The following is a 23,708-nucleotide window of genomic DNA, read 5'->3' on the forward strand; positions in this document are numbered from 1 at the left end:
CTTGTCCGGGCACCCCTGCGGGCTTACAGTTCAGGAACGCGCCCGTAGCCGGGAAATCGGTGAAGCCGGAAAACCGGTGAAGCGCAGGCCACTTGAGCACAGCAGATTCGGGGGCGCCACCGTGAAGATCCTGTTCGCCAGCCAGGCCATTGACGGCCATTTCAACCCCATGACGGGCGTGGCGATGCGGCTCAAGGGCCGCGGCCACGAGGTGGCCTGGTATACGGGTCCCGTCTATGCAGACAGGCTCGGAGGAATGGGAATCCAGCATTTCCCCTTCCTCAGAGCCACCGAGCACCGCGCGGACAACCTCAATGAGCTCTACCCGGAGCGGGCCAAGCTCAAGGGCCCACGGGCTATCGGCTTCGACGGCGAGAAAATATTCGCCAGCAACGTCAGCCACTTCTTCGAGGACATCCGTGAAGCCGCGCAGCAGTATCCCTTCGATGTTGCCGTGGTGGACAGCTCCATGTTTATTCACCGTCTCCTCTCCCATCTGATGGGCAAGCCGGTGGTGAATTTTGTCGCGATCCCCAACATGGAAAGCGACCGGCAGGTACCACCGCTCTTCTTCGGGTTCCGGCCGCCCCGCAATCCCGTGGAGAAGGCGGTCCAAGGCCTGGCGGGGCTGCTGTCCGACAAGGTCATCCTGCGGCCGGCCAGCGAAAGCTACCGCCGGCAGCACGCCGCCTACGGCCAGGCTGTTCCGCGGGAAGGCCGGCTGACGGACGAACCTTATCGGTGCTCGGCCGCCATTATCCAGACCGGCCCGGAATCCCTCGATTTCCCGCGGCGCCGGGTCAACCCCAAAGTGCACTACGTCGGTGCGCTCTTGCCGTACCGGACGCCTGGACAGGCCGCCACCCGGTCCAGCGGGTCCAGCGGGGACGGCGGGGACGGCGGGTTTCCCCGGTCGTATCCGGCCACACTTGTTGTAACCCAGGGAACTGTGGACAACCTCGATCAGGACAAACTCATCGTTCCGGCGCTTGACGCGGTCAAGGACATGGATGCGTTGGTCATCGTCGCGACCGGCGGGCACGGCACCGAGGCGTTGAAAGCCCGCTACGCGCAGCCCAACGTGGTGGTGCGGGACTACGTGGACTTCGCCGAGGTCTTTGATTTTACGGATGTCTTCATCACCAACGGTGGATTTGGCGGTGTGCAGCTGAGCCTGTCCAAGGGTGTTCCGTTGGTGGTGTCGGGCATCAACGAGGGCAAGAGTGATGTTAACGCCCGGGTGGAATACGCCGGCGTCGGTATTAACCTCAGAACGGAGTCACCCAGGCCCGCCGACATCGCCGCTGCAGTGGGAAAGGTCCTGGCGGATCCCGGCTGGAAGAGCCGCGCACGGAAGATGCAGGAGCAGTTCGAGGGTGAGGATCCCGCTGAAGCTGCTGCCGCAGTAGTGGAGGCCGCGGGCAGGCGCACACCGGGCTGAGGCCGCTACCGGGGCATAATGGAGGCCATGAGACGGACTGTATTGGGGATCCTGGCCGCCTTCTTCCTGCTGGCAGGCACTGCCTGCAGCATCACCACAGAGGACCCGGGGTACGCGGTGCCGCCGCCGCTGCCGGCAATGGAGCAACTCGAACAGGCAGCGCTGGCCGACCCCGCCGCGTTCAGGGCCAGCGGCGACGTCCTGTCCTTCATCACGGAGGACCGGAACATCGTGTGTTCCCTGACGTCGGCCCGTGGGGAACACCTCAACCTCCCGTATGAGTCGAACAGCTTCAGCGACGCGGCCAACAACAAGCTCGCCACCGTCCCCGTGGCGCATTGTGAGCTTGCCGGTTACCCCAAACCTGCCGCGGGCGACATCAGGGACGACTGCGCTGGCACCGGCCTGGGCTATCTGGGCGGGACGGCGCTGCTCAGCCCGGACAAGGCAACGTACGGGGAGTGCCGTTCCGGCGTCACACAAATGGAGGCAGCGTACGGACCCAAGGGGAATAGGGCCGGTCCGCTGACGGAACTGCCGGTCCTCGCCGAGGGCCAGAACCTGGAACGGAACGGGCTGCGCTGTGCCGCCTACAACGGCGGCGTGGCATGCGGAAACGTCTCGGCCGGCGTCGGGTTCTTTGTGGCCCGGGACCGCTACGAACTTATTTCCAAGGAAGCGGCAACAGCTTCTCCGGCACCCGCAGAGGCCTCAAAAACCCCGTAATCTAGGGGTTTTTCTACGCTCCATAGAATAGTGTCGTTACTCACATAAGCGGTACTGTGGAACGGGCCGGTCCTCAGAGAGGACTAGAGTTCCGAATGGAGCATTGCGCAGTGGGGCCCGTTTCCGAACTGGCCGCAGGTGCAGGCAATCCGCAGCCCGGTCATCGTCTTCGGCGGTGCCCGACTGTACAGAAACTACTTCGACGTAGAAGGACACTAAACCGTGGACCTGTTTGAATACCAGGCGCGCGATATGTTCGAGGCGCACGGTGTACCCGTGCTTGCCGGCATCGTGGCGTACACCCCAGAAGAAGCAAAGGCAGCTGCCGAGAAAATCGGCGGCGTAACTGTCGTTAAGGCCCAGGTTAAGGCCGGTGGCCGCGGTAAGGCTGGCGGCGTCAAGGTTGCCAAAACCGCCGATGAGGCGTTTGAGCACTCCACCAACATCCTGGGCATGGACATCAAGGGCCACACCGTTAACAAGGTGATGATTGCCCAGGGTGCCGACATTGCCGAGGAGTACTACTTCTCCGTGCTGCTGGACCGGGCCAACCGCAACTACCTGGCCATGTGCTCGGTAGAAGGCGGCATGGAAATCGAACAGCTCGCCGTCGAACGCCCTGAGGCGCTCGCCAAAATCGCCATCGATCCCGCTGTGGGCATCGACCAGGCCAAGGCTGACGAAATCGTTGCAGCTGCAGGCTTCGATGAGGAACTGCGCGGCAAAGTCGCCGCCGTGATCCTCAAGCTCTGGGACGTCTTCAAGAAGGAAGACGCCACCCTGGTTGAGGTCAACCCACTGGTCAAGACCGGCGCCGGCGACATCGTGGCACTGGACGGCAAGGTCTCCCTCGACGAGAACGCCGAGTTCCGCCACGCCAAGCACGCCCTCCTTGAAGACAAGGACGCTGCCGATCCGCTCGAGGCCAAGGCCAAGGCGCAGGACCTGAACTACGTCAAGCTGGACGGCGAAGTGGGCATCATCGGCAACGGTGCAGGCCTGGTCATGTCCACCCTGGACGTTGTTGCCTACGCCGGTGAAAACCACGGCAACGTCAAGCCCGCCAACTTCCTGGACATCGGCGGTGGAGCTTCCGCCGAGGTCATGGCTGCCGGCCTCGACGTCATCCTGGGCGACCCGCAGGTCAAGTCCGTGTTTGTGAACGTCTTCGGTGGCATCACCGCGTGTGACGCCGTCGCCAAGGGCATCGTCGGCGCGCTGGCCGAGCTGGGCCACAACGCGAACAAGCCGCTGGTAGTCCGCCTCGACGGCAACAACGTTGAAGAAGGCCGCCGCATCCTGGCCGAGGCCAACCACCCGCTGGTTACCCTGGCCGCCACCATGGACGAGGGCGCCGACAAGGCCGCCGAGCTCGCCAACGCAGCTAAGTAAAGGGACGCACCATGTCTATCTATCTGAACAAGGACTCCAAGGTCATCGTCCAGGGCATCACCGGCGGCGAAGGCACCAAGCACACCGCCCTGATGCTGAAGGCCGGCACCAACATTGTTGGCGGCGTCAACGCCCGCAAGGCCGGCACCACGGTCCTGCACGGCGACACCGAAATCAACGTTTATGGCACCGTCAAGGAAGCCATGGCTGAAACCGGCGCCGACGTCTCCATCGTCTTCGTCCCGCCGGCGTTCACCAAGAACGCCGTTGTTGAAGCCATCGAAGCCGGCATCGGCCTGGTCGTCGTCATCACCGAAGGTGTGCCGGTCCAGGATTCCGCCGAGTTCTGGGCACTGGCCCAGTCCACGGTTGACGCCGACGGCAACCAGGTCACGCGCATCATCGGCCCGAACTGCCCCGGCATCATCACCCCGGGTGAGGCGCTGGTTGGCATTACGCCGAACAACATCACGGGCAAAGGCCCCATCGGCCTGGTTTCCAAGTCCGGTACCCTGACCTACCAGATGATGTACGAACTGCGCGACCTGGGCTTCTCCACCGCGATCGGCATCGGCGGCGACCCCGTCATCGGCACCACGCACATCGACGCCCTGGCCGCGTTCGAGGCTGACCCCGAGACCAAGGCGATCGTGATGATCGGCGAAATCGGTGGCGACGCTGAAGAACGCGCTGCCGACTACATCAAGGCACACGTCACCAAGCCGGTTGTTGGCTACGTTGCCGGGTTCACCGCTCCGGAAGGCAAGACCATGGGCCACGCCGGCGCCATCGTCTCCGGTTCCGCCGGAACCGCCCAGGCCAAGAAGGAAGCCCTCGAGGCTGCAGGCGTGAAGGTCGGCAAGACGCCGTCCGAGACCGCCAAGCTGCTGCGCGAAGTTTTCGCAACGCTCTAGCACCAAAAAGTACAGCGCGGGGTCACCTGCCGTCCTCATCGGACGGAGGTGGTCCCGCGTTTTTTGGTTAAGTACGACGGCGGACGGTCACCTTCTTCCGGAAGGTGACCGTCCGCCGTCGTACTCGGAGGGTGGGCGGAAACTAGGCGTTCGCGTGCAGCCGGGGGAGTGCGTCCACCAGCGCGGCCAGCTCGGGAATCTCCTGGGCCTCCGCCAGGGCGCGTTCCAGCGTGGCGTCATGGACCGGCCGGGTTTCCTCCAGCAGGCCGATGCCGCTGGGCGTGAGCTCGGTGTAGATGCCACGGCGATCGTCCGCACAGAGAATCCGGGTCAGCAGGGCGCGGTCCTCAAGCCTGTTGACCAGCCGGGTGGTGGCGCTGGCGCTGAGCGCGGTGACCCGGGCGAGCTGCTGCATGCGCATGTGCCAGCCGTCCTGGCGGCTGAGCGCATCCAGCACGGTGTACTCCACCACTGACAGCTTTGATTCGGCCTGCAGGGAGCGTTCCAGCTCACCCTCGATCAGGCCGTGCAGCGCCGTGAGCGTGCGCCAACCCTGTGCCCGGACCTCCACGGCGTCGTCCTTGATGCCCATCTGTCTTTCCTCTCGCGGGTGCTCCAGCCGCCTGGTGGCGTGAGGCGGAGCACAATCGATAATAGTTGCTTGCGCGGTGTATCTGCTTGCGCAACAATAAATAACGCGTCTGCAACTACTAGCTTACGCGTCCTATCTCATTCCGTACAGTTTTCAAAGGAGCATCCACATGCCCATTGGCCTGATAGCCCTCGCCCTTGGCGGGTTCGGCATCGGACTCACCGAGTTCGTGATCATGGGCCTGCTGCCCGAGGTTGCCGCCGACTTCCTGGTCAGCGAAGCCACGGCAGGCTGGCTGATCTCCGGGTACGCCCTCGCCGTCGTCGTCGGCGCATTGGTGCTGACCGCGGCGGTGACCCGCTTCGAACGCAAGCCCGTTCTCGCCGTCCTGCTGGTGCTGTTCATCGCCGGCAACCTGGTCTCCGCCATCGCTCCCGATTACGGGATGATGATGATCGGCCGGATCATCGCCGCCTTGGCGCACGGTGCCTTCTTCGGGATCGGAGCCGTGGTGGCCGCGGACATGGTTGCCCCCACCAAAAAGGCCGGCGCCATCGCCATCATGTTCACCGGGCTCACCGCCGCCAACGTCCTGGGCGTGCCGTTCGGCACCATGCTGGGACAGGCCGCAGGCTGGCGCTCGACGTTCTGGGCCATCACCGTCATCGGGGTCATCGCCCTGGCGGGAATCCTCGCGCTGGTTCCGAGACCGGCCATGGGGACACCACGCCCGGAACCCTGCGCAGTGAACTGCGCGCCCGGCCAGGTGTGGCTCTCCATCCTCGTCACGATCCTCGGCTACGGCGGTATGTTCGGCGCCTTCACGTACATCGCCTTCACGCTCACCGAGGTCTCCGGCTTCGCGGCCTCCACCGTGCCGGGACTGCAGATGCGCGTGATGAAGTACGCCTCCAGCGCCCCCACCCTCGCCTCCGGCGCCAATATCGGTGCGTTCAATGTCGGCAACGCCCTCGGTGCCTGGCTCGGCGGAGTGACCATCACCGCCGGACTCGGCTACACCTCGCCTATCTGGGCCGGCGCGGGCATCGCCCTGCTGGGGCTCGTGGTGAAGATCATCGCCGCCACCGGAGCCAAGCGGGCCGTCCGGCAGGCATCCTCTGCCCCCGGCGGACGCGTGGCCGCAGAGCCCGTCGCCGTCCTGCACTAATCCTTCAAACCTCAATCCTCAACCTGCAACAGGAGAACCCATGACTTCCACCCCCATCAGCACGTCCATCCCCGAGATCACCCTCAACAGCGGCGTGCGGATGCCGCAGCTGGGGTTCGGCGTCTTCCAGGTGTCCGACGACGACACCACTGCCGCGGTCAGCCACGCGCTTGCTGCTGGTTACCGGAGCATCGATACCGCAGCCATCTACGGCAATGAGGTAGGTACCGGACGCGCCATCGCCGAGTCGGGCATCGACCGGGAAGAGCTGTTCATTACGTCCAAACTGTGGGTGGCCGATCTCGGCTACGACGCCACGCTCGCTGCGTTCGAGGCCAGCCTGGACAAGCTGGGACTGGACTACCTGGACCTCTACCTCATCCATTGGCCCGCACCGGCGACCGGCCTGTACCTCGAATCCTGGCGGGCGCTGGAGCACCTGCTGGCCAGCGGCAGGGCCAGGGCCATCGGCGTCTCCAACTTCCTCCCCGAACACCTGCAGAAGGTCATTGACCTGGGCGGCACGGTCCCGGCCATCAACCAGATTGAACTCCACCCGGCCCTGCAGCAGCGGGACATTGCAGGCTTCAACGCCGCTCACGGGATCGCCACGGAGGCCTGGAGCCCGCTCGCCCAGGGTGCCGTGCTGGCGGATCCGGCCGTCGCGTCCATCGCGGCAAGGCATGGTGTGAGCCCCGCGCAGGCCATTCTGCGCTGGCACCTGCAGCAGGGCCGGATCATCATCCCCAAGTCCGTAACTCCGCAGCGGATCCGGGAGAACCTGGACGTCTTCGGCTTCGACCTGACAGCCGAGGAACTGTCGGTCATCGACGGCCTGGAGCGGGACGGCCGCACCGGTCCGCACCCGGCGGAGTTCAACGGCTAGGAAAGCACACACTAGGGTCTCGACAGGCTCGACCACCGGTGTGGCGGCGGGTCTCGACAGGCTCGACCACCGGTGTGACAGCGGCCGGTTACCTTCTTTCGGAAAGGTAACCGGCCGTCGTCGTACGCGTTTAGGGCCTGTCCTAGACCTTGGCGCCGCTGAGCAGTTCGTCGAGCCGCTCGTAGCCTTCGGTCATGCCGCCCTCCATGCCGGACTGCGCCATGCCGTCACGGGCCTCGAGTGTGGGGTAGACGGAGTGGCCACGGACGCGGGAACGGCCGTTGCCGAGGTCCTCGAAGGTGAGGAACTCGATGCTGACGACGTCCGGATAGCCGCCGAATTCGAAGGTCTGGATGGCGAATTCGTTCTCCCGGACGGTGTGACAAACGCCGCTGAACTCGTATGGCACGCCGTCGGGCCCCGTGTGCAGGTAGCTGTAGCTGCCGCCGGTCCGGAAATCGAAGTGGTTGATTTCCATCTTCATGCCACGCGGGCCGAGCCATTGGGTGATCAGGGCGGGGTCCTTGTGGGCGCGGAACACCTCCGCAACGGGGAAGTCGAACTCGCGCTCAAAATCGATGAACGGGAGTCCTTCAGGAACGGTGAGGTTCAGGGGATTGCTCATGATGATTCCTTCGGGTGTGCGCCGCCGGTGGCGGCATTGGAACGGAGCACGGCGTCCAGGCTGCGGAACTGCTCTTCGCGGACCAGCCGGTACTGGTCGATCCACGCTGTGAGTGCCTCCAGCCGTGCGGGATTCAGGTGGACGGGCCGGCGCTGGGCTTCCCTGCTGCGGGTGACGAGCCCGGCCTGCTCGAGGACCTGGATGTGCTTCGAGACCGCCTGTTTGGTGATCGCAAAGGGTTCCGCTAATTCGTTGACTGTTGCCTGCCCGCGGCTGAGCCGGGCGATGATCCGCCGCCGCACGGGGTCGGCCAGGGCCATAAAGGCCGAGTCCAAGGTGCCGTCGTCGGGGTTCATCGTGGTGCAGACCTTTCTGAGTCGGTAATCAACCAATTCATTGATCAACTATCTGGTTGTTTAACCATACCGCTGACCCGGCCTGTGCGGAAGGGGTTTCTGGGGATTTCCTTGCCGTCCATCCCTAAAGTTTGTTAGTATGTCAGGACAAGCTTTAGGGAGATGAAAATGCCACTGGTACGAATCGATGTTAATCAAGGGCGCAGTTCCGAACAGCTGCAGCGCCTGAGTCGGGGTATCCACGATGCCATCCTCGCGGAGTATGCCATCCCCGAGCGGGACTATTTCCACGTCCTTGCGGAGCATCCGCAGGGCCAGATCGTCGCCCAGGATGCGGGGCTCGGCTTCGATCGCACCCCTGATGTGGTGATGATCCAGATCTTTACGCAAGGCGGCCGGAGCCAGGCGGCCAAGCAATCCCTCTTCGCCGCGATCGCTGACCGGCTGGCCGAACTTGATATTGCCGGCGAGGACGTATTTATCGGATATGTGGAGAATTCCGCCGATGACTGGTCGTTCGGCTTCGGGCGGGCACAGTATGTCACGGGCGAACTCGCGGTCCCCCGGAAGTAATCCTAAGGGCGCCAAGTCAGCCCTTATGCAGGTTGTAAATATGTCAGTACAAACCTTTGACAGGACAATGATTCTAGGGCAAGGTAGTTGTTGTGGCCCCGCTCACGGGGGCCCGGCCAGGAACCGGAGCTCTAGCTCTTGCTGTACAGGGGTATGGAGCTCAAACCAGAAAGGTCCGCGATTACCGTGACCCACGAACTGCTCACGATCGGGCGCATCAGTGTTGATATCTACCCGAACGACATCGGGGTGGATCTGGAGGACGTCACGTCCTTCGGAAAGTACCTCGGAGGTTCCCCGTCCAATGTGGCCGTGGCCGCGGCGCGGCATGGCCGCAATGCTGGCGTGATCACGCGCACCGGCGACGACGCCTTCGGGAAATACCTCCACCGTGAACTGCGCAAGTTCAACGTGGACGATACATTCGTTACGCCGGTGAAGGAATGGCCCACCGCGGTGACGTTCTGCGCCATTATGCCGCCGGATGATTTTCCGCTCTACTTCTATGGGCGTTTCCCCACGGCGCCTGACCTGCAGATCAAGGCCGCGGAGCTGGACCTCGAAGCCATCCGCGAGGCCGGAATCTTCTGGTCGACGGTGACTGGCCTGTGCCAGGAGCCCAGCCGCGAGGCCCACCTGGCCGCCCACGCTGCCCGTCCGCGGACCGGTCTCAAGGAAGGCCAGTACACCATCCTGGACCTGGACTACCGGCCCATGTTCTGGGCCTCCGAAGAGGAAGCCCGGGCCGAGGTTGCAAAGATCCTGCCGCACGTCACCGTGGCTATCGGCAACGACAAGGAATGTGCCGTCGCCGTAGGCGAAGGAACCCCTGACGAGCAGGCCGACCGGCTGCTGGCCGCCGGCGTCGAGATCGCCGTCGTCAAGCTTGGGCCGGAAGGCGTGATGGCAAAGACCCGCACCGAACGCGTAGTCTCCGCGCCGGTCCCGGTGCAAACCGTCAACGGCCTCGGTGCCGGCGACTCATTTGGTGGAGCCTTCTGCCACGGACTGCTGTCCGGCTGGCCGCTGGCCCAGGTCCTGGATTACGCCAACGCAGCCGGCGCCATTGTGGCCTCCCGTCTTTCCTGCGCCGACGCCATGCCGACGCCGGAGGAAGTCACCTCGCTGCTGGCCGAACGCGGCCGTTTGGTACCTGCCCTGGCCGGTGCCGCCGCTTCACGCCCGTCCCACACCACAGTTTCCGAAGGAGCAGCGTCTTGAGCGCCAACGATCCCCGCCGCTACCAGCACCTCAGCGCCCTCCGGCTCCAAGACCCCGATGCCGTTGCCCGCGCGGCAGCCACCCGCCGCCGCCATCCGGGGTTGAAGTATGGCGTGCAGAACTTCATCGTTGCCGCCGACCACCCGGCCCGCGGAGCCCTCTCCGTGGGAAATGATCCAGTGGCCATGGCGGACCGCCGCGATTTGTTGGACCGCTTGCAGATTGCCTTGGCACATCCCGCCGTGGACGGTGTCCTGGCGTCCCCGGACATCATGGATGACCTGCTCCTGTTGGGGGCACTGGAAGGCAAGCTTGTCTTCGGCTCGATGAACCGCGGTGGCCTGGCGGGGCTCGTCAATGAAATCGATGACCGTTTCACCGGCCACACGGCCGCAGCCCTGGAAGCCCTGGGCGCAGACGGCGGCAAGATGCTGACCCGCATCTGCCTGGGCGACCCGGACACCGCCTCCGCGCTGGAAGCCACGGCGCGGGCCGTCGACTCGCTCGCCGCACGCAAGCTGATCGCCATGGTGGAACCGTTCCTGTCTGTCCGGGACGCCAACGGCAAGGTCCGCAACGACCTCACCCCGGACGCCGTCATCAAGTCCATCGCGATCGCCCAGAGCCTGGGCTCCACGAGTGCCTACACCTGGATGAAGTTGCCCGTGGTGGCCGAGATGGAACGCGTCATGGCGGCAACCACGTTGCCCACCGTGCTCCTCGGCGGGGACCCGGAAGGCACCCAGGATGAGGTTTTCGCCAGCTGGCAGGCCGCACTGGCCCTGCCCGGCGTCCAGGGCCTCACCGTAGGCCGGACGCTGCTGTACCCGCAGGACGGCGATGTGGCCGGCGCCGTCGCCACCGCCGCCTCGCTGCTCAAGACGCCCGCGCTGCAGTCATCAGCGAAAGTATCGGAGTAAGCCCCATGGGAACAGCAACACGCAGAATGACAGTCGCCCAGGCCGTCGTTGAGTACCTTTCCCGGCAGTACACGGTGGACCGCATCGGCACCGAGGACTACCGGGAGCGGCTGATTCCGGGGACGTTCGGCATCTTCGGGCATGGCAACGTTGCCGGCGTTGGCCAGGCGTTGAAGCAGTACCAGGCCGCGGACCCCACGATCATGCCGTACTACCAGGGCCGCAACGAGCAGGCACAGGTGCACCAGGCTGTCGGTTATGCCCGGCACACCCGGCGCCGGCAGACGTTTGCGATCAGCACCTCGATCGGTCCGGGATCTTCGAACCTGCTCACCGGGGCGGCGCTGGCCACGACCAACCGCTTGCCGGTGCTGCTGCTGCCCAGTGACACCTTTGCCACGCGCGCCGCGGACCCGGTCCTGCAGCAGCTGGAGCAGCCCTACGCCTATGACATCACGGTCAACGACGCGTTCCGGCCGCTGTCCAAGTTCTTCGACCGGGTGACCCGCCCGGAGCAGTTGTTCTCGGCGTTCCACCACGGCCTGCGGGTCCTGACGGATCCGGCCGAAACCGGTGCCGTCACTATCTCGCTGCCGCAGGATGTCCAGGCCGAGGCCTTCGACGTGCCTGAGGAGTTCCTGGCCGAGCGTGAGTGGCGGATCCGCCGCCCCGAGGCCGACGACGAGGACATCCGTCGCGCCGCCGAGGCCATCCGTGCCGCGAAACGCCCGCTGATCATCGCCGGCGGCGGCGTGCTGTACGCCTACGCCAACGAGGAACTCGCTGCATTTGCTGAGATGACGGGCATCCCGGTGGGCAACACCCAGGCCGGCGTCGGCGTCCTGCCGTGGGACCACAAGTTCTCCCTCGGTGCCATCGGCTCCACGGGCACGACGGCGGCCAACGCCATCGCTGCCGAGGCGGACCTGATCATCGGCATCGGTACCCGCTATGAGGACTTCACCACCGCCTCGCGGACCGCGTTCCAGAACCCCGACGTAAAGTTCATCAACATCAACGTCGCCGCCATCGACGCGTACAAGCACGGCACCTCGCTGCCGATCGTCGCGGACGCCCGCAAGGCACTGGTCAAGCTGAACCAGGCTCTGGGCGGGTACCGCGTCGGTGCGGACCTCGAAGCGACGATCGCCGCGGAGAAGAAGCGCTGGGACGCCACGGTCGATGAAGCGTTCGACACCCGGTTCACGCCGCTGCCGGCCCAGAACGAGATTATCGGCGCGACCAGCCGGGCCATGGACGCGGCGGACGTCGTCATCTGCGCTGCGGGCTCCCTGCCCGGTGACCTGCACAAGATGTGGCGCGTCCGGGACCCCTTCGGCTACCACGTGGAATACGCGTACTCCTGCATGGGCTACGAAATCCCCGGCGGGCTGGGCGTCAAGCGCGCCGCCTTGGCTGAAGCCGCCGCCGGCGGCACGGCCCGGGACGTTGTGGTCATGGTGGGGGACGGCTCCTACCTGATGATGCACACCGAGATGGTCACCGCCGTCGCCGAACGCATCAAGCTGATCGTCGTGCTGATCCAGAACCACGGCTACGCCTCCATCGGATCGCTGTCCGAATCCCTCGGTTCGCAGCGTTTCGGCACCCAGTACCGCGTCCTGAACGAGGAACAGCACAGCTTCGACGAAGGCGAAACCCTTCCGGTGGACCTGGCCCTGAACGCCGAAAGCCTCGGCGTGAAGGTGATCCGGATCGAACCGGGGGAGAAGGTCATCGCCGAACTCGAGCAGGCCGTCCGGGACGCCAAGGCCGCGCCTGAACGCAGTGGGCCCATTTTGATCCACGTTGAATCCGATCCACTGCTGGACGCTCCGAGCTCCGAATCATGGTGGGACGTTCCCGTCTCCCAAGTCTCAGACCTCGACTCCACGCAGCAGGCCTTCAAGACCTACACCGACCACAAGAGCCGCCAGCGCAAGCTGTTGGGCTGACACCCTCCTCGACACCCGCAAGCTTTACAACTCAAGGAAGAGTCGCCATGACTGTCACAACTGAGATAACCACCATCAACCACTTCATCAACGGCGCGGAAACCGCAGGCGTCGGCACCCGCACCCAGCCGGTCTACAACCCGGCCACGGGCGCCGTCTCCGGCGAGCTGCGGTTGGCCAACCGGGCGGACCTCGATGCCACTGTTGCCGCTGCCCGTGCCGCCGCCGACAGCTGGGGTGACATCTCCCTGGCCAAGCGCACCGCCGTCCTGTTCAAGTTCCGCGAGCTCGTCGCGTCCCATGTTGGCGAGCTCGCCGAGCTGATCACCGCCGAACACGGCAAGGTCCTCTCCGACGCCAAGGGCGAGATCGGCCGCGGCCTGGAGGTCATCGAGTTCGCCTGCGGCATCCCGACCCTGCTCAAGGGCGACTACTCCGACCAGGTCTCCACCGGCATCGACGTCTTCTCCTTCCGCGAACCGCTCGGCGTCGTCGCCGGGATCACCCCGTTCAACTTCCCCGTGATGGTGCCGCTGTGGATGGCCCCGATGGCCATCGCCACCGGCAACGCCTTCATCCTCAAGCCCTCCGAGCGCGACCCGTCCGCCTCGATGCTGCTGGCCAAGCTGTGGAAGCAGGCCGGCCTGCCCGACGGCGTTTTCCAGGTCCTGCACGGCGACAAGGAAACCGTGGAGGGGCTCCTGACCCACCCGGACGTGGACGGCATCTCCTTCGTTGGCTCCACGCCGATCGCCCAGTACGTCCACGAAACCGCTACCAAGCACGGCAAGCGGGTCCAGGCCCTCGGTGGTGCGAAGAACCACGCGATCATCATGCCCGACGCGGACCTGGACAATGCGGCAGACCACCTCGCTGCGGCCGCCTTCGGCTCGGCCGGCGAACGATGCATGGCCATCTCCGTTGCTGTCGCCGTCGGTGACGCCGCGGACCTGCTGGTCAAAAAGGTCCAAGAGCGCGCCCTCGCCGTCAAGGTCAAGAACGGCACCGAACCCGACGCCGAAATGGGCCCGGTCATCACCCCGGCCTCCAAGGAACGCATCGTCCGGATCGTCACCGAAGCCGAAGCCGCGGGAGCGGCGATGGTGGTGGACGGCCGCGACCTGGTGGTCCCCGGCCACGAGGAAGGCTTCTGGGTCGGCCCCACCGTCCTGGACCACGTCAAGACCGAAATGACCGCCTACACGGAGGAAATCTTCGGACCGGTCCTCGTCGTGGTCCGGGTGGAGGACCTGGACGCAGGCATCGCCCTGATCAACGCCAACCCCTACGGCAACGGCACCGCCATCTTCACCTCCTCCGGCGCCAACGCCCGCAAATTCCAGCGCTCCGTGACCGTGGGCATGATCGGCATCAACGTGCCCCTGCCCGTCCCGGTCGCCTACCACTCCTTCGGCGGCTGGAAAGCCTCACTCTTCGGCGACAAGCACATCTACGGCCCCGAAGGCGTCTCCTTCTACACCCGCGGCAAAGTCGTCACCTCCCGCTGGCCCGAGCCCACCCACGCCTCCGGCGCCTCCTACAACTTCCCCTCCCACGCCGACGACAGCCACCAAGTCCGGCACGATGGAATCGCGGAGGGACTCCCTGACGAGCTGGCCGTAGGAGAGGACGCCGTCCCTGGACGGGCCGACGATGCTTCCGAAGGGCGCGGACGGCGGGACTGATCCACGCCCGACCCTACCGGCCCGACAACACAGAAAGACAACGCTGTCATGACAGACAAAGAGAACAAACTCATCATCGGCACCGCGCCGGACTCCTGGGGCGTCTGGTTCGCTGACGACCCCAAGCAGACCCCGTGGGAACGGTTCCTCGACGAAGTGGCCGAATCCGGCTACAAGTGGATCGAACTGGGTCCGTACGGGTACCTGCCGAACGACCCCACCCGGCTCGCCGAGGAACTCAAGGCCCGCGACCTTAAGGTCACGGCAGGGACGGTCTTCACGGCTTTCCACCGTGGCGCCAAGCAGTACGACGAAGCCTGGGAACCGGCCCGCAAGGTTGCCGAACTGACGGCTGCCATGGGCGGCGAACACATCGTGGTCATCCCCGCCATGTGGCGCGACGACGTCACGGGCGAGGCCGTGGAAAACGGCGAACTGAGCGACGAACAGTGGGCTGATCTCTTCGCCGGCCACAACCGCATGGGCAAGGTCCTGCTGGAAGAGTTCGGCCTGCACCAGCAGTTCCACTCCCATGCTGACTCGCACGTCGGTGCGCAGCGGGACATCGAAACCCTCCTGGGCGCCACCGATCCGAAGTACCTGAACCTGTGCCTGGACACCGGCCACGCCGAATACTGCGGGGCCTCCAGCCTGGAACTGATCAAGAACTACCCGGACCGCATCGGCTACCTTCACCTGAAGCAGATCAACCCGGAGGTCCTGAAGAAGGTCAACGAGGAAAACATGACGTGGGCCGCTGCCAACCTGGCCGGCGTTATGACCGAACCGCCCAACGGTCTTCCGGACCTGCGTGCGGTCGTCGAGGCGGTCGAAGGACTCAACCGTCCGATCTTCGGCATCGTGGAACAGGACATGTACCCAGTGGCCTTCGACGTCCCGATGCCCATTGCCAAGCGCACCCGCAACTACCTGCTCTCGTGCGGCTCCCGCACCAGGGTCAGCTAGTACCCCTGATACCTAAAGGACAGAACAATGACTGATACTCTCCGCGTTGCCGTTATCGGCGCGGGCCGCATGGGCGCCGACCACATCAAGCGGCTAAGCACCCGCATCCACGGCGCCGAAGTGGCCGCCGTCGTCGACGTCGACCTCGCCCGCGCCCAGGCAGCCATCGAAGGCATCCCGGGCGCAGTGGCCCTGGCCGACGCCGAAGAGGCGCTCAGCAACGGCGACGTCAACGCTGTGCTGATCGCCACGCCGGGCTTCCTCCACGAGGAAATCCTGTACAAGGCGCTCGAGAAGGGTTTGCCGATCCTCTGCGAAAAGCCGCTCACCCCTGACGCCGAAAGTGCGTGGAAAGTTGTCCAGGCCGAAACGGCGCTGGGACACAAGCGCATCCAGGTGGGCTTTATGCGCCGGTTCGACGCCGAATACGCAGCCCTTGGCTCCATCATCCGCGACCGTGACCTCGGTGAGCTGCTGATGCTGCACCACCAGCACCGCAACCCGACCACCCCTGCCGGCTTCACCAACGAGATGCTCATCAACGACTCCGTGGTGCACGAGTTCGATGCCATCCGCTTCTTCACCGGCGAGGAAATCACCTCCGTGCAGGTCCGCCTGGGCAAGGCCACGAAGAACGCTCCGGCCGGCCAGCACGATCCGCAGCACGTACTGCTCGAAACCGAGTCCGGCGTCCTGGCCGACGTCGAGATCTACGTCAACGCCAAGTTCGGCTACGAGGTGGCCACCCAGGCCTCCTTTGAAGACGGCATCGTGAACATCGGCGGCGACAAGGGCCCGTACACCCGTAGCGCCGGCCGCTGGGGCGGCAACGTCACCCCCGGCTTCGAAGAGCGTTTCGGCGCGGCGTACGACGTCGAAATCCAGTCCTGGGTGGACGCTGCGCTCCGCGGCGAAATCGGCGGACCCACCGCCTGGGACGGCTACGCCACGGCAGCCTGCTGCGAGGCCGGCGTCGAGGCCCAGAAGTCGGGCGAAAAGGTGACGGTCCGGCTGAACACCAAGCCGGACCTCTACAGCTAAGACTCGCCCGCTCTCGTAGTTTTTGTCCAGATAAAGCGACTTTGAGGCCCTTTTCGGCGCTTTATCTGGACAAAAACTCGGGTCGACAACTGACTTATTCACAAAGGAGTGACCATGAAAATCGCCCTGGACCCCACCCCGTTCCACCACAGCCACAGCCTGCTGGAATTTCCGCGCGTGGCCGCCGATCTCGGTTACAAGTACCTGCAGCTGACTCCGCATGCGGACATGATCCCGTTCTACAACCACCCCAAAGCCGACGATGAGCTCGTGGCCCAGATGAATAAGGCCTGCAAGGATGCCGGCGTCGAAATCGCGTCGGTGCTTCCCGTGCTGCGCTGGTCGGGTCCGGATGAGGATGCCCGCGAAGCAGCGGTCCGCTACTGGAAGCGCGCCATCCAAATTGCCGTGGACCTTGGCGTCAGCACCATGAATACCGAATTCAGCGGTCGCCCCGAAAAGGCCGAAGAGTCCGAGCGCGCCTTTTACCGCTCCATGGAAGAGCTGCTGCCGATCATCGAGCGGGAGGGCCTGGATGTCCTGATCGACCCGCATCCGGACGACTTCGTCGAAGACGGCCTGGCCGCCATCCGCGTCATCCGCGGCGTCAACTCGCCCAACATCGGCATGGTCTACGTGGCCTCGCACTCGTTCCACATGGGCAACAAGCCCCTAGAGATCATGCGGGCAGCCGGGGACAGGCTGCGCCTGGTCCACGTCTCGGACACCATGGACCACCACGCCTCCCACGGCCTGCGCTACATCACCAATCCGCCCGGAAACGCCGTGCGTGTGCACCAGCACCTGAAGATCGGCGACGGCGACGTGAACTGGGACGAGTTCTTCGCCGGGCTCAAGGAAATCGGCTTCCTGGACAAGGACAACACCGTTATGGTGTCCAGTGTCTTCGCCGAAGACGACAACGCCGAGGACGTGTCCCGCTACCAGCTGGAGACGATGCGCAACTACGTCGCCCAGGCCAAGTAGTGGCGGCGAAGACGGACCAAAACAAAGGAACCATGACGAATCCCGGCACAGTCCAATCCGACGCCCCCGGCAGCACCAAGCCGAACAACCCGTCCAAGCCGGCCAATCCGAAGAAGTTCATGCGGAAGGTGGCGCTCTTCTCCACGTTCGGCGGACTCCTGTTCGGCTACGACACCGGCGTCATCAACGGCGCCCTGCCGTTTATGCAGCGGGACCTGGGACTGACGCCGCTCACTGAAGGGCTGGTCACGTCCACGCTCCTTTTCGGTGCGGCCTTCGGCGCCATCAGCGCAGGCCGGCTCTCGGACCGCTTCGGCAGGCGCAAAACCATCATGGGACTGGCCCTGATCTTCGTCATGGCCACCATCGCCTGCACCATCTCGCCGAGCACGGAACTGCTCATCGCGGCCCGGACCTTCCTGGGCCTGGCCGTGGGCGGCGCCTCCGTGATTGTCCCCGTGTACCTCGCGGAAATGTCGCCGGCGGCCCAACGCGGCCGCATCGTCACGCAAAACGAGCTGATGATCGTCACCGGCCAGTTCCTGGCCTTCACCTTTAATGCGGTGCTCGGCAACGCCTTCCCCGAAGAAACGCACGTGTGGCGCTGGATGCTGGTCATCGCCACGCTCCCGGCCGTCGTCCTGTGGTTCGGGATGCTGGTCCTGCCGGAGAGCCCGCGCTGGCTGGCGTCGGCCGGTCGCTTCGGGGCCGTCCTTGAGGTACTGCGGTCCACACGCGCAGCCGGCGACGTCTCAGCGGAGTTCGACGAGGTCCGGCAGGCAGCCCGGGAGGACTACCAGGCCAGGCTGGGCACGTTCAAGGACCTCACCGTTCCGTGGATCCGCAGGATCTTCGTGGTGGGCCTGGGCATGGCCATCATCAACCAGATCAGCGGCGTCAACGCCATCATGTACTACGGGACGTCCATCCTGTCCTCGTCCGGATTCGGCGACCAAGGCGCCCTGATTGCCAACGTCCTCAATGGCGTCACGTCCGTGGCGGCCGTGATCGTCGGCATGTATCTTATGACGCGGGTGCCCCGCAAGCCCATGCTGATCGTGGGACTGTGCGGCACCGCCACGTCCCTGACGGCCATCGCGCTCGTCTCCATGCTCCTACCGGAGAGCACGTTGCGCGGCTACCTTGTGCTGCTGTTCATGGTGACGTTCCTGGCTTCAATGCAGGGCTGCATCGGCACCGTCACGTGGCTGACCATGTCCGAGATCTTCCCCATGCACGTCCGCGGCATCGCGATGGGCATCTGCGTCTTTGTGCTGTGGATGATTAACTTCCTGATTGGGTTCTTCTTCCCGCAGATGGTCTCGTGGATCGGCGTTTCGGCGACGTTCTTCATCTTCGTGGCACTGCAGCTGTGTGCCATTGTCTGGGTCAAACGCGTCGTTCCGGAGACCAAGGATAAATCCCTGGAGGAGCTGGAGCACCTGTTCAAGCAGCGCTCAGGCGTGTCCGTCTAAGGTGACGCAAAAACGCCCGACGCCGGCCGGCGTCGGGCGTTCTCCTGTCCCCGTGTGCGGGGTCGTGGACGCTCTCTCACTTCCTGCAGGAAAATCCCGAACCCTCTCTCACCCGGTGAGAGAGGGTTCGGGGAAAACGTGCAGGAAGTGAGAGAGGGTGCTAGAGCGCGATCACCGTGTTCTCCAGCGCACTGCGGCGTGCCGCATCAAGCACCTTCAGCGTCCGGATTCCTTCCGTCGCCGGAACGGGTTCAGGCGCGTCGCCGCGGACGGCGCGGGCGAACTCGGTATAGAAGCCGGCATAGTTCCCCTGTGCCGAGGCAATGGCCTCGCGGCCGTCCCTCGTTGACAGGGTGCCCCAGTTTTCGGCCGCGTCGATGCCCCACGTTGCCGCTTCCACAATCGGACGGCGCCCCGACATCAGGGCGTCCGCCTGAACGTCGGCGCCGGAGGCGATGTAGCTGCCCCTGCTGCCGTAGGCCCGCAGCTCCCGGGTGGTGGAATGGTTGAGTTTGCTGGCGGACACCGTGGAGACCGTTCCGGACACGTGGGTCATGGTGACAACAAAGCCGCAGTCCGTCCGTTCGCCGAAACGGTCCGTCCAGTCCAGGGTCGCGTGCACGTGGCTCGCCGGTCCCAGCAGCCACAGCATCTGGTCAACCAGGTGGCTGCCCAGGTCCCGCAGGAGTCCACCGCTGGCACCAAGTTCAAGGCTGACAGCGTTGTCCTGGTCCATGGTCGAGTGCACCCGCCACGTCTCACCCAGTTCCCCTGAGAGGCGAGCACGTTGGCGAGCGTGAGGATATCCGCGTCGCGGCGCCGGTTGTGGTAGACGTTGAGGACAACGCCGGCCCGCGTGGCGGCCTCGGCGAGTACACGCGCAGCCTCCGCGTTCGGGGCGAAGGGCTTGTCGGCCACAACGTGCACGCCGGCTTCGATGGCTTCCATCACCAGGTCATGGCGGGTGTGTGGCGGTGATGGTCACCGCGTCCACGCCGGCGTCGAGCAGCTCGGCAAGGCTCCCATAAACGGGCAGTCCCGGGAAGTCCGCTTCCGCCTGCGCCCTTTTCGCATCCGAACGGGCCACAATGCCGACCAGTTCGGCTCCCTCGGCCGCTTCAATGAACGGAGCATGGAAGTACCTGCCGCCTGCCCCGTATCCGACAATGCCAATACGCATGTTTTGTTCCTCCTCTGTTGGGGATGGCCGGCCATCCGGGGACGGCAAGGGGGCGGACGCGTGCGCGCCGCCCCCTTGCCGTCTGTCACAGGCCTATTGCTGACCGGTTGGCTGACTACGCCGTCAGATTCAGCGACGCCCTGAGTGCGGCGTCAGCGTCCCGCAGCACCTTGGCCGCTACCTGCAGGCCCTCGATCCGGCCCAGTGAAACGTCCTCGTGCTCGATGTTGACCAGCATCTCCGGGTCTACTTCGTGCAGGGCCCGGAGGAACTCCGTCCAATAGGCGGTGTTGTGCCCGCGGCCCAGGGCCACAAAGTCCCAGGCAGAGTTCTTGGGCCACTCGTTGGCCCACTCGTCGCCGCCGAGGTTGGTGCGGTTTTCTTCCGGCGCGAGCCGGCGGAAGCTGTTGTCCAGCACGCCGTAGAGCGCAGCGTTTTCGGTGTTTACGCGGATATCTTTCGCTGCTGCCTGGAACACGAGCGGCCCGAGTTCGCGCACAACGGCGACCGGATCCATCTGCTGCCAGAACAGGTGGGAGGCATCCAGTTCGACGCCTACATGCGTTGCGTTGGTCAGCTCGATCAGCTTGTGGACGTCGGCGGTGTTGAAGATGAGGTTCTGCGGGTGCAGTTCGAGGGCCACCTTGACGCCGTGGTCAGCGGCCAGGCGGTCGGTTTCCTTCCAGAATTCCGCAGCCACGCCCCATTGGTAGTCCAACACGTCAAGTGCGGCCGAATTCCAGGCGTTGACCACCCAGTTGACGGTGGAGGCGCCGGGCTCTCCGCCGGGCAGGCCGGACATGGTGACTACCCGGTCCTGGCCGAGGCGGTGCGCCAGTCGGATGGAGCGGCGGATGTCCTCGGCGTGCTTCTCGCCGATCTCACGGTTGGGGTGCAGCGGGTTGCCGTTGCAGTTAAGGCCTGCGATGGAAACACCGGTGCCCTCGAAGACCGCCAGGTAGTCATCGCGGGCGGCGTCGCTTTCCAGGATCTGGTCCATGGTGGGGACGTGCACGGCGGGCAGAAAGCCGCCGGTGTTGATCTCGATGCCGGTGAGGCCCAGATCCGCAATGACCTTCAGTGCTTCGGGAAGCGGCCGGTCGTGCAGGACCGCGTTGTAGACACCGAGCCTCATAGCGTGATCTTCTTTCCGTTGTTCAGGGCGGATTCGGTGACTGCGCCGAGCAGTTCCATGTTGCGCACACCTTCGTCGAACGTGGCGCAGCGGGGGAGCGACTCTTCCTCGCTGAGGCCGGCGACCTCTTCGAGGAACGCGCGGGCCTGGTAGCCGAAGGCGTCGTTCTGGCCAAAGCCGACTTCGGGGGCGTCCATGGCGAGGCCGCCGGCGATGTAGGGGTGTCCCGGGCCGAGGATGACCTGGCGGTAGCCGTTCTCGTTGCCGGAACCGTCGTTGAGGAACAGCTGGATTTCGGCGGGGCGGCGCTGGTCAAACTTGGCGGCACCGTTCTCGCAGAACACCTCGAAGTTGAGGCTGTTGGCGTGTCCGGCTGCAACCCGGGAGACTTCAAAGCTGCCGGCGCCGGTTCCAAACTCTGCGTTGAATGCTGCGTAGTCGTCGTTCTCGACGGCTTCGAAGGTGTCGCTGACTGCAGCGTGGTCGTGGCCCATCACGGCCGCGAGCGGCAGGGGCCGCTTGTCGATCATGGTGCTGAGGCTGCCGCTTGTGATCGACTTAATGTCGCCACAGAGGAACTCGGAGATGTACGTCAGGTGGCTTCCGACGTCGGCGAGCGCACCGGAGCCGGGGCCGCCCTTGTAGCGCCAGCTCATGGGAGCGGAGGGGCTGAAGCCGTAGTCGGTCCAGTAGCGGCCGCTGAAGTGCAGGACATTGCCGAGGACGCCGTTGCGGATGAGGTCCCGGATGTAGGCGATGCCGGGGGTTCGGCGGAAGGTGAAGCCAATGCGGGCGATCGTTCCGCCAGCCTCAGCAGCGCGGGCTACCTCGGCCATGGCGCGGGCGTCTGCCAGGGAGTCGCTCAACGGCTTTTCGCACAAAACGTGCTTGCCGGCAGCGAGCAGGCCCTCCACGACTTCGCGGTGGAGCGAGTTGGCGATGACCACGCTCACGACGTCGATGTCATCGGCTTCGGCGATTGCCTGCCATGACGTGTCGTTGCGCTCGTATCCGAAACGGCGGGCGGCCAACGAGCCGAATTCGGCGTTGACGTCGCCGATCGAGACCAGGCGCACCGGGGGAAGTACCGGGCTGTAGAGGGCAGACGCGGTGCGGTACGCAGCAGCGTGGGCCTTGCCGGCCATGCCTGCACCGATGACGGCGACGCCTAGGCTTTCAGCCATTGATTTCTCCTTTGAAATTCAGCCGCGGCGGGAAGGTCCAACGGCATTTTGTAGCGCTACAATTTAGTGCGCTGGCACTGAGCGTATCCATGTATGTATGTCCTGTCAATCACTCTACGGATATCCTCAAGGGCAGACACGAAAGGCACCTCCGATGACGTTGCACAGCCCCAAGGCACGACGCCCGACGATCTATGACGTAGCGAAGCAGGCGGGGGTCTCGCCCTCGTTGGTTTCACTCGTCCTGCAGAACCCCGCGAGGGTGAGCGACAAGCGTCGCGAAGCCGTCCAGGCGGCCATCTCGGACCTCGGGTACCGCCCCAGCCGCGCCGCCACCACGCTCGCCAGCAGCAGGACGAAGAGCATCGGGCTGGTGATCGACGACTACCGGAACCTGTGGTTCGTTGATCTGCTGCGGGGGATGGAATCTGCGCTGACGGAACATGGCTATCAGGTCATGCTGGCTGATTCCCGCCCCGGCGAGAACCGCATCCAGGAAGCTGCCAACGGCTTGCTTGCCATGCACGTTGACGGGCTGGTGATAGCGGCGGAGCCAAGCGCGACAATGCTGGCCGGGGCGGGCGTCCCGACCGTAGTGGCCGGGTGGCGCGATGGCGTGCCGGCCGGCGCGGACCTGATTACCAACGACGACGACGGTGGCGGCGGAATGGCCGCCAGCCATTTGCTGGGGCTGGGCCACACCCGGATCGGTCACCTTTCCGGATCCGGCGGTGCCGCTGCGCACCGGCGCGCGGGTTTCCACGCCCGGCTCAGCGAGTCCGGCGCCGAACCACGGATTGTGGGGGAGTCGGGCGGAACATCCGAGGAGGATGGCTACGCCTCGACATGCTGGCTGCTGGACCACTATCCGGACACCACCGCCATCTTCGCCGCCAACGACACCATGGCCTTGGGTTCCTTGGGCGCCATTAAGGCGCGAGGGCTTACGGTCCCGGCGGATATCTCCGTGATCGGATACGACAATTCAGCCCTGGCAAAGTCGCGGTATCTGGAGCTGACCTCGGTGGACAACCGAAGTGATCTGGTGGGTGTGGATGTGGCCAAGGCGCTGCTTGCACGCATTCACGACTCCGCGGTTGGCCCGCAACGCAAGCTGATTGAGCCCGCCCTGGTTATTCGCGGGACCACGGCGCGGCCGGCATGTTAGGGCGGCCGCAGCAGACTCCCTACGTCAAAACATCCTAATGTCAGGACAAACTATTGACATTCGTGAGTTGAATCACCATGATCGAGGTAGACAGTGTTCCGGCGGTTGCAGAGTGGCA

21 protein-coding genes and 2 pseudogenes are annotated in these 23,708 nt (G+C 64.8%); 16 read left to right on the plus strand and 7 right to left on the minus strand.

Annotated features, from left to right (window positions below):
• Positions 1 to 121 precede the first annotated feature (121 nt).
• From AC50YA_RS08650 to sucD, 4 genes are all read left to right on the plus strand, one after another.
• Positions 122 to 1,441, plus strand: coding sequence for a glycosyltransferase (locus AC50YA_RS08650; RefSeq protein ID WP_494981880.1), 1,320 nt, complete (start codon positions 122 to 124; stop codon positions 1,439 to 1,441).
• Between the two features lie 18 nt (positions 1,442 to 1,459).
• Positions 1,460 to 2,167, plus strand: coding sequence for a hypothetical protein (locus tag AC50YA_RS08655; RefSeq protein WP_494981881.1), 708 nt, complete (start codon positions 1,460 to 1,462; stop codon positions 2,165 to 2,167).
• A 222-nt stretch (positions 2,168 to 2,389) separates the two neighbouring features.
• Positions 2,390 to 3,559, plus strand: coding sequence for an ADP-forming succinate--CoA ligase subunit beta (sucC, locus tag AC50YA_RS08660; RefSeq protein ID WP_354249575.1), 1,170 nt, complete (start codon positions 2,390 to 2,392; stop codon positions 3,557 to 3,559).
• A gap of 11 nt (positions 3,560 to 3,570) precedes the next feature.
• Positions 3,571 to 4,473 (plus strand): succinate--CoA ligase subunit alpha, encoded by a 903-nt coding sequence (gene sucD / locus AC50YA_RS08665; RefSeq protein WP_494981882.1) that lies wholly within the window; start codon positions 3,571 to 3,573, stop codon positions 4,471 to 4,473.
• A 142-nt stretch (positions 4,474 to 4,615) separates the two neighbouring features.
• Here sucD and AC50YA_RS08670 read toward each other — a convergent pair whose 3' ends face one another.
• Positions 4,616 to 5,065: a MarR family winged helix-turn-helix transcriptional regulator gene (locus AC50YA_RS08670; RefSeq protein WP_494981883.1), complete on the minus strand. Its 450-nt coding sequence runs from the start codon at positions 5,063 to 5,065 to the stop codon at positions 4,616 to 4,618.
• Between the two features lie 169 nt (positions 5,066 to 5,234).
• Here AC50YA_RS08670 and AC50YA_RS08675 point away from each other — a divergent pair, with 169 nt between their 5' ends.
• A complete protein-coding gene (locus AC50YA_RS08675; protein ID WP_494981884.1) occupies positions 5,235 to 6,233 on the plus strand; it encodes an MFS transporter in 999 nt (332 codons plus the stop codon).
• Between the two features lie 40 nt (positions 6,234 to 6,273).
• Positions 6,274 to 7,119: an aldo/keto reductase gene (locus AC50YA_RS08680; RefSeq protein WP_494981885.1), complete on the plus strand. Its 846-nt coding sequence runs from the start codon at positions 6,274 to 6,276 to the stop codon at positions 7,117 to 7,119.
• Positions 7,120 to 7,261: 142 nt separating this feature from the next.
• Here the strand turns inward: AC50YA_RS08680 and AC50YA_RS08685 are convergent, their stop codons facing one another.
• Together AC50YA_RS08685 and AC50YA_RS08690 are read right to left on the minus strand one after the other, a co-directional pair.
• Positions 7,262 to 7,744 carry an SRPBCC family protein gene (locus tag AC50YA_RS08685; protein WP_494981886.1) on the minus strand — a complete coding sequence of 161 codons (483 nt, stop codon included), beginning with the start codon at positions 7,742 to 7,744 and terminating at the stop codon, positions 7,262 to 7,264.
• Positions 7,741 to 8,100, minus strand: coding sequence for an ArsR/SmtB family transcription factor (locus tag AC50YA_RS08690; protein ID WP_494981887.1), 360 nt, complete (start codon positions 8,098 to 8,100; stop codon positions 7,741 to 7,743). The genes AC50YA_RS08685 and AC50YA_RS08690 overlap by 4 nt, the downstream gene beginning before the upstream one ends.
• Before the next feature lie 168 nt (positions 8,101 to 8,268).
• Between AC50YA_RS08690 and AC50YA_RS08695 the strand changes: the two genes are divergently transcribed.
• The 9 genes and pseudogenes from AC50YA_RS08695 (at position 8,269) to AC50YA_RS08735 (ending at position 18,923) form a co-directional block, all read left to right on the plus strand.
• Complete coding sequence (locus AC50YA_RS08695) at positions 8,269 to 8,673, plus strand: tautomerase family protein (protein WP_494981888.1); 405 nt, start codon at positions 8,269 to 8,271, stop codon at positions 8,671 to 8,673.
• Between the two features lie 186 nt (positions 8,674 to 8,859).
• Positions 8,860 to 9,894, plus strand: coding sequence for a 5-dehydro-2-deoxygluconokinase (gene iolC / locus AC50YA_RS08700; protein WP_494981889.1), 1,035 nt, complete (start codon positions 8,860 to 8,862; stop codon positions 9,892 to 9,894).
• Positions 9,891 to 10,814 (plus strand): Cgl0159 family (beta/alpha)8-fold protein, encoded by a 924-nt coding sequence (locus AC50YA_RS08705; protein WP_494981890.1) that lies wholly within the window; start codon positions 9,891 to 9,893, stop codon positions 10,812 to 10,814. Before iolC ends, AC50YA_RS08705 begins: the two co-directional genes overlap by 4 nt.
• A gap of 5 nt (positions 10,815 to 10,819) precedes the next feature.
• Positions 10,820 to 12,769, plus strand: a complete 1,950-nt coding sequence (gene iolD, locus AC50YA_RS08710) for a 3D-(3,5/4)-trihydroxycyclohexane-1,2-dione acylhydrolase (decyclizing) (protein WP_494981891.1) — start codon at positions 10,820 to 10,822, stop codon at positions 12,767 to 12,769.
• A 47-nt stretch (positions 12,770 to 12,816) separates the two neighbouring features.
• Positions 12,817 to 14,325: pseudogene (locus tag AC50YA_RS08715) on the plus strand (CoA-acylating methylmalonate-semialdehyde dehydrogenase); the annotation flags it as partial.
• Between the two features lie 177 nt (positions 14,326 to 14,502).
• Entirely contained in the window at positions 14,503 to 15,420 is a 918-nt protein-coding gene (locus AC50YA_RS08720; protein ID WP_494981892.1) for a sugar phosphate isomerase/epimerase family protein, read from the plus strand.
• 27 nt (positions 15,421 to 15,447) lie between these two features.
• Complete coding sequence (locus tag AC50YA_RS08725) at positions 15,448 to 16,461, plus strand: Gfo/Idh/MocA family protein (RefSeq protein WP_494981893.1); 1,014 nt, start codon at positions 15,448 to 15,450, stop codon at positions 16,459 to 16,461.
• A 114-nt stretch (positions 16,462 to 16,575) separates the two neighbouring features.
• Positions 16,576 to 17,448 (plus strand): sugar phosphate isomerase/epimerase family protein, encoded by an 873-nt coding sequence (locus AC50YA_RS08730; protein WP_494981894.1) that lies wholly within the window; start codon positions 16,576 to 16,578, stop codon positions 17,446 to 17,448.
• Between the two features lie 32 nt (positions 17,449 to 17,480).
• On the plus strand, positions 17,481 to 18,923 hold the full coding sequence (locus tag AC50YA_RS08735; RefSeq protein ID WP_494981895.1) for a sugar porter family MFS transporter: 1,443 nt from the start codon (positions 17,481 to 17,483) through the stop codon (positions 18,921 to 18,923).
• Positions 18,924 to 19,083: 160 nt separating this feature from the next.
• Here the strand turns inward: AC50YA_RS08735 and AC50YA_RS08740 are convergent, their stop codons facing one another.
• The 4 genes and pseudogenes from AC50YA_RS08740 to AC50YA_RS08755 all read right to left on the minus strand — a co-directional run bounded on the left by AC50YA_RS08740 (position 19,084) and on the right by AC50YA_RS08755 (position 22,422).
• Positions 19,084 to 19,689, minus strand: coding sequence for a Gfo/Idh/MocA family oxidoreductase (locus tag AC50YA_RS08740; RefSeq protein WP_494982035.1), 606 nt, complete (start codon positions 19,687 to 19,689; stop codon positions 19,084 to 19,086).
• 119 nt (positions 19,690 to 19,808) lie between these two features.
• Positions 19,809 to 20,103, minus strand: a pseudogene (locus tag AC50YA_RS08745) (Gfo/Idh/MocA family protein); the annotation flags it as partial.
• 115 nt (positions 20,104 to 20,218) lie between these two features.
• Positions 20,219 to 21,238, minus strand: coding sequence for a sugar phosphate isomerase/epimerase family protein (locus AC50YA_RS08750; RefSeq protein WP_494981896.1), 1,020 nt, complete (start codon positions 21,236 to 21,238; stop codon positions 20,219 to 20,221).
• Positions 21,235 to 22,422 carry a Gfo/Idh/MocA family protein gene (locus tag AC50YA_RS08755; protein ID WP_494981897.1) on the minus strand — a complete coding sequence of 396 codons (1,188 nt, stop codon included), beginning with the start codon at positions 22,420 to 22,422 and terminating at the stop codon, positions 21,235 to 21,237. Before AC50YA_RS08755 ends, AC50YA_RS08750 begins: the two co-directional genes overlap by 4 nt.
• Positions 22,423 to 22,576: 154 nt before the next feature.
• Between AC50YA_RS08755 and AC50YA_RS08760 the strand changes: the two genes are divergently transcribed.
• Positions 22,577 to 23,590: a LacI family DNA-binding transcriptional regulator gene (locus AC50YA_RS08760; protein WP_494981898.1), complete on the plus strand. Its 1,014-nt coding sequence runs from the start codon at positions 22,577 to 22,579 to the stop codon at positions 23,588 to 23,590.
• The last annotated feature ends 118 nt before the right edge of the window (positions 23,591 to 23,708 follow it).

Source organism: Pseudarthrobacter sp. RHLT3-21 (genome assembly GCF_059383495.1).

Excerpts from the sequence above, each read along its gene's own strand:
- AC50YA_RS08655 (WP_494981881.1), top strand. The coding sequence starts at position 1,460 with ATGGAGGCCATGAGACGGACTGTATTGGGGATCCTGGCCGCCTTCTTC.
- sucD (WP_494981882.1), top strand. The coding sequence starts at position 3,571 with ATGTCTATCTATCTGAACAAGGACTCCAAGGTCATCGTCCAGGGCATC.
- AC50YA_RS08670 (WP_494981883.1), bottom strand. The coding sequence starts at position 5,065 with ATGGGCATCAAGGACGACGCCGTGGAGGTCCGGGCACAGGGTTGGCGC.
- AC50YA_RS08675 (WP_494981884.1), top strand. The coding sequence starts at position 5,235 with ATGCCCATTGGCCTGATAGCCCTCGCCCTTGGCGGGTTCGGCATCGGA.
- AC50YA_RS08680 (WP_494981885.1), top strand. The coding sequence starts at position 6,274 with ATGACTTCCACCCCCATCAGCACGTCCATCCCCGAGATCACCCTCAAC.
- AC50YA_RS08685 (WP_494981886.1), bottom strand. The coding sequence starts at position 7,744 with ATGAGCAATCCCCTGAACCTCACCGTTCCTGAAGGACTCCCGTTCATC.
- AC50YA_RS08690 (WP_494981887.1), bottom strand. The coding sequence starts at position 8,100 with ATGAACCCCGACGACGGCACCTTGGACTCGGCCTTTATGGCCCTGGCC.
- AC50YA_RS08695 (WP_494981888.1), top strand. The coding sequence starts at position 8,269 with ATGCCACTGGTACGAATCGATGTTAATCAAGGGCGCAGTTCCGAACAG.
- iolD (WP_494981891.1), top strand. The coding sequence starts at position 10,820 with ATGGGAACAGCAACACGCAGAATGACAGTCGCCCAGGCCGTCGTTGAG.
- AC50YA_RS08720 (WP_494981892.1), top strand. The coding sequence starts at position 14,503 with ATGACAGACAAAGAGAACAAACTCATCATCGGCACCGCGCCGGACTCC.
- AC50YA_RS08725 (WP_494981893.1), top strand. The coding sequence starts at position 15,448 with ATGACTGATACTCTCCGCGTTGCCGTTATCGGCGCGGGCCGCATGGGC.
- AC50YA_RS08730 (WP_494981894.1), top strand. The coding sequence starts at position 16,576 with ATGAAAATCGCCCTGGACCCCACCCCGTTCCACCACAGCCACAGCCTG.
- AC50YA_RS08735 (WP_494981895.1), top strand. The coding sequence starts at position 17,481 with ATGACGAATCCCGGCACAGTCCAATCCGACGCCCCCGGCAGCACCAAG.
- AC50YA_RS08750 (WP_494981896.1), bottom strand. The coding sequence starts at position 21,238 with ATGAGGCTCGGTGTCTACAACGCGGTCCTGCACGACCGGCCGCTTCCC.
- AC50YA_RS08755 (WP_494981897.1), bottom strand. The coding sequence starts at position 22,422 with ATGGCTGAAAGCCTAGGCGTCGCCGTCATCGGTGCAGGCATGGCCGGC.
- AC50YA_RS08760 (WP_494981898.1), top strand. The coding sequence starts at position 22,577 with ATGACGTTGCACAGCCCCAAGGCACGACGCCCGACGATCTATGACGTA.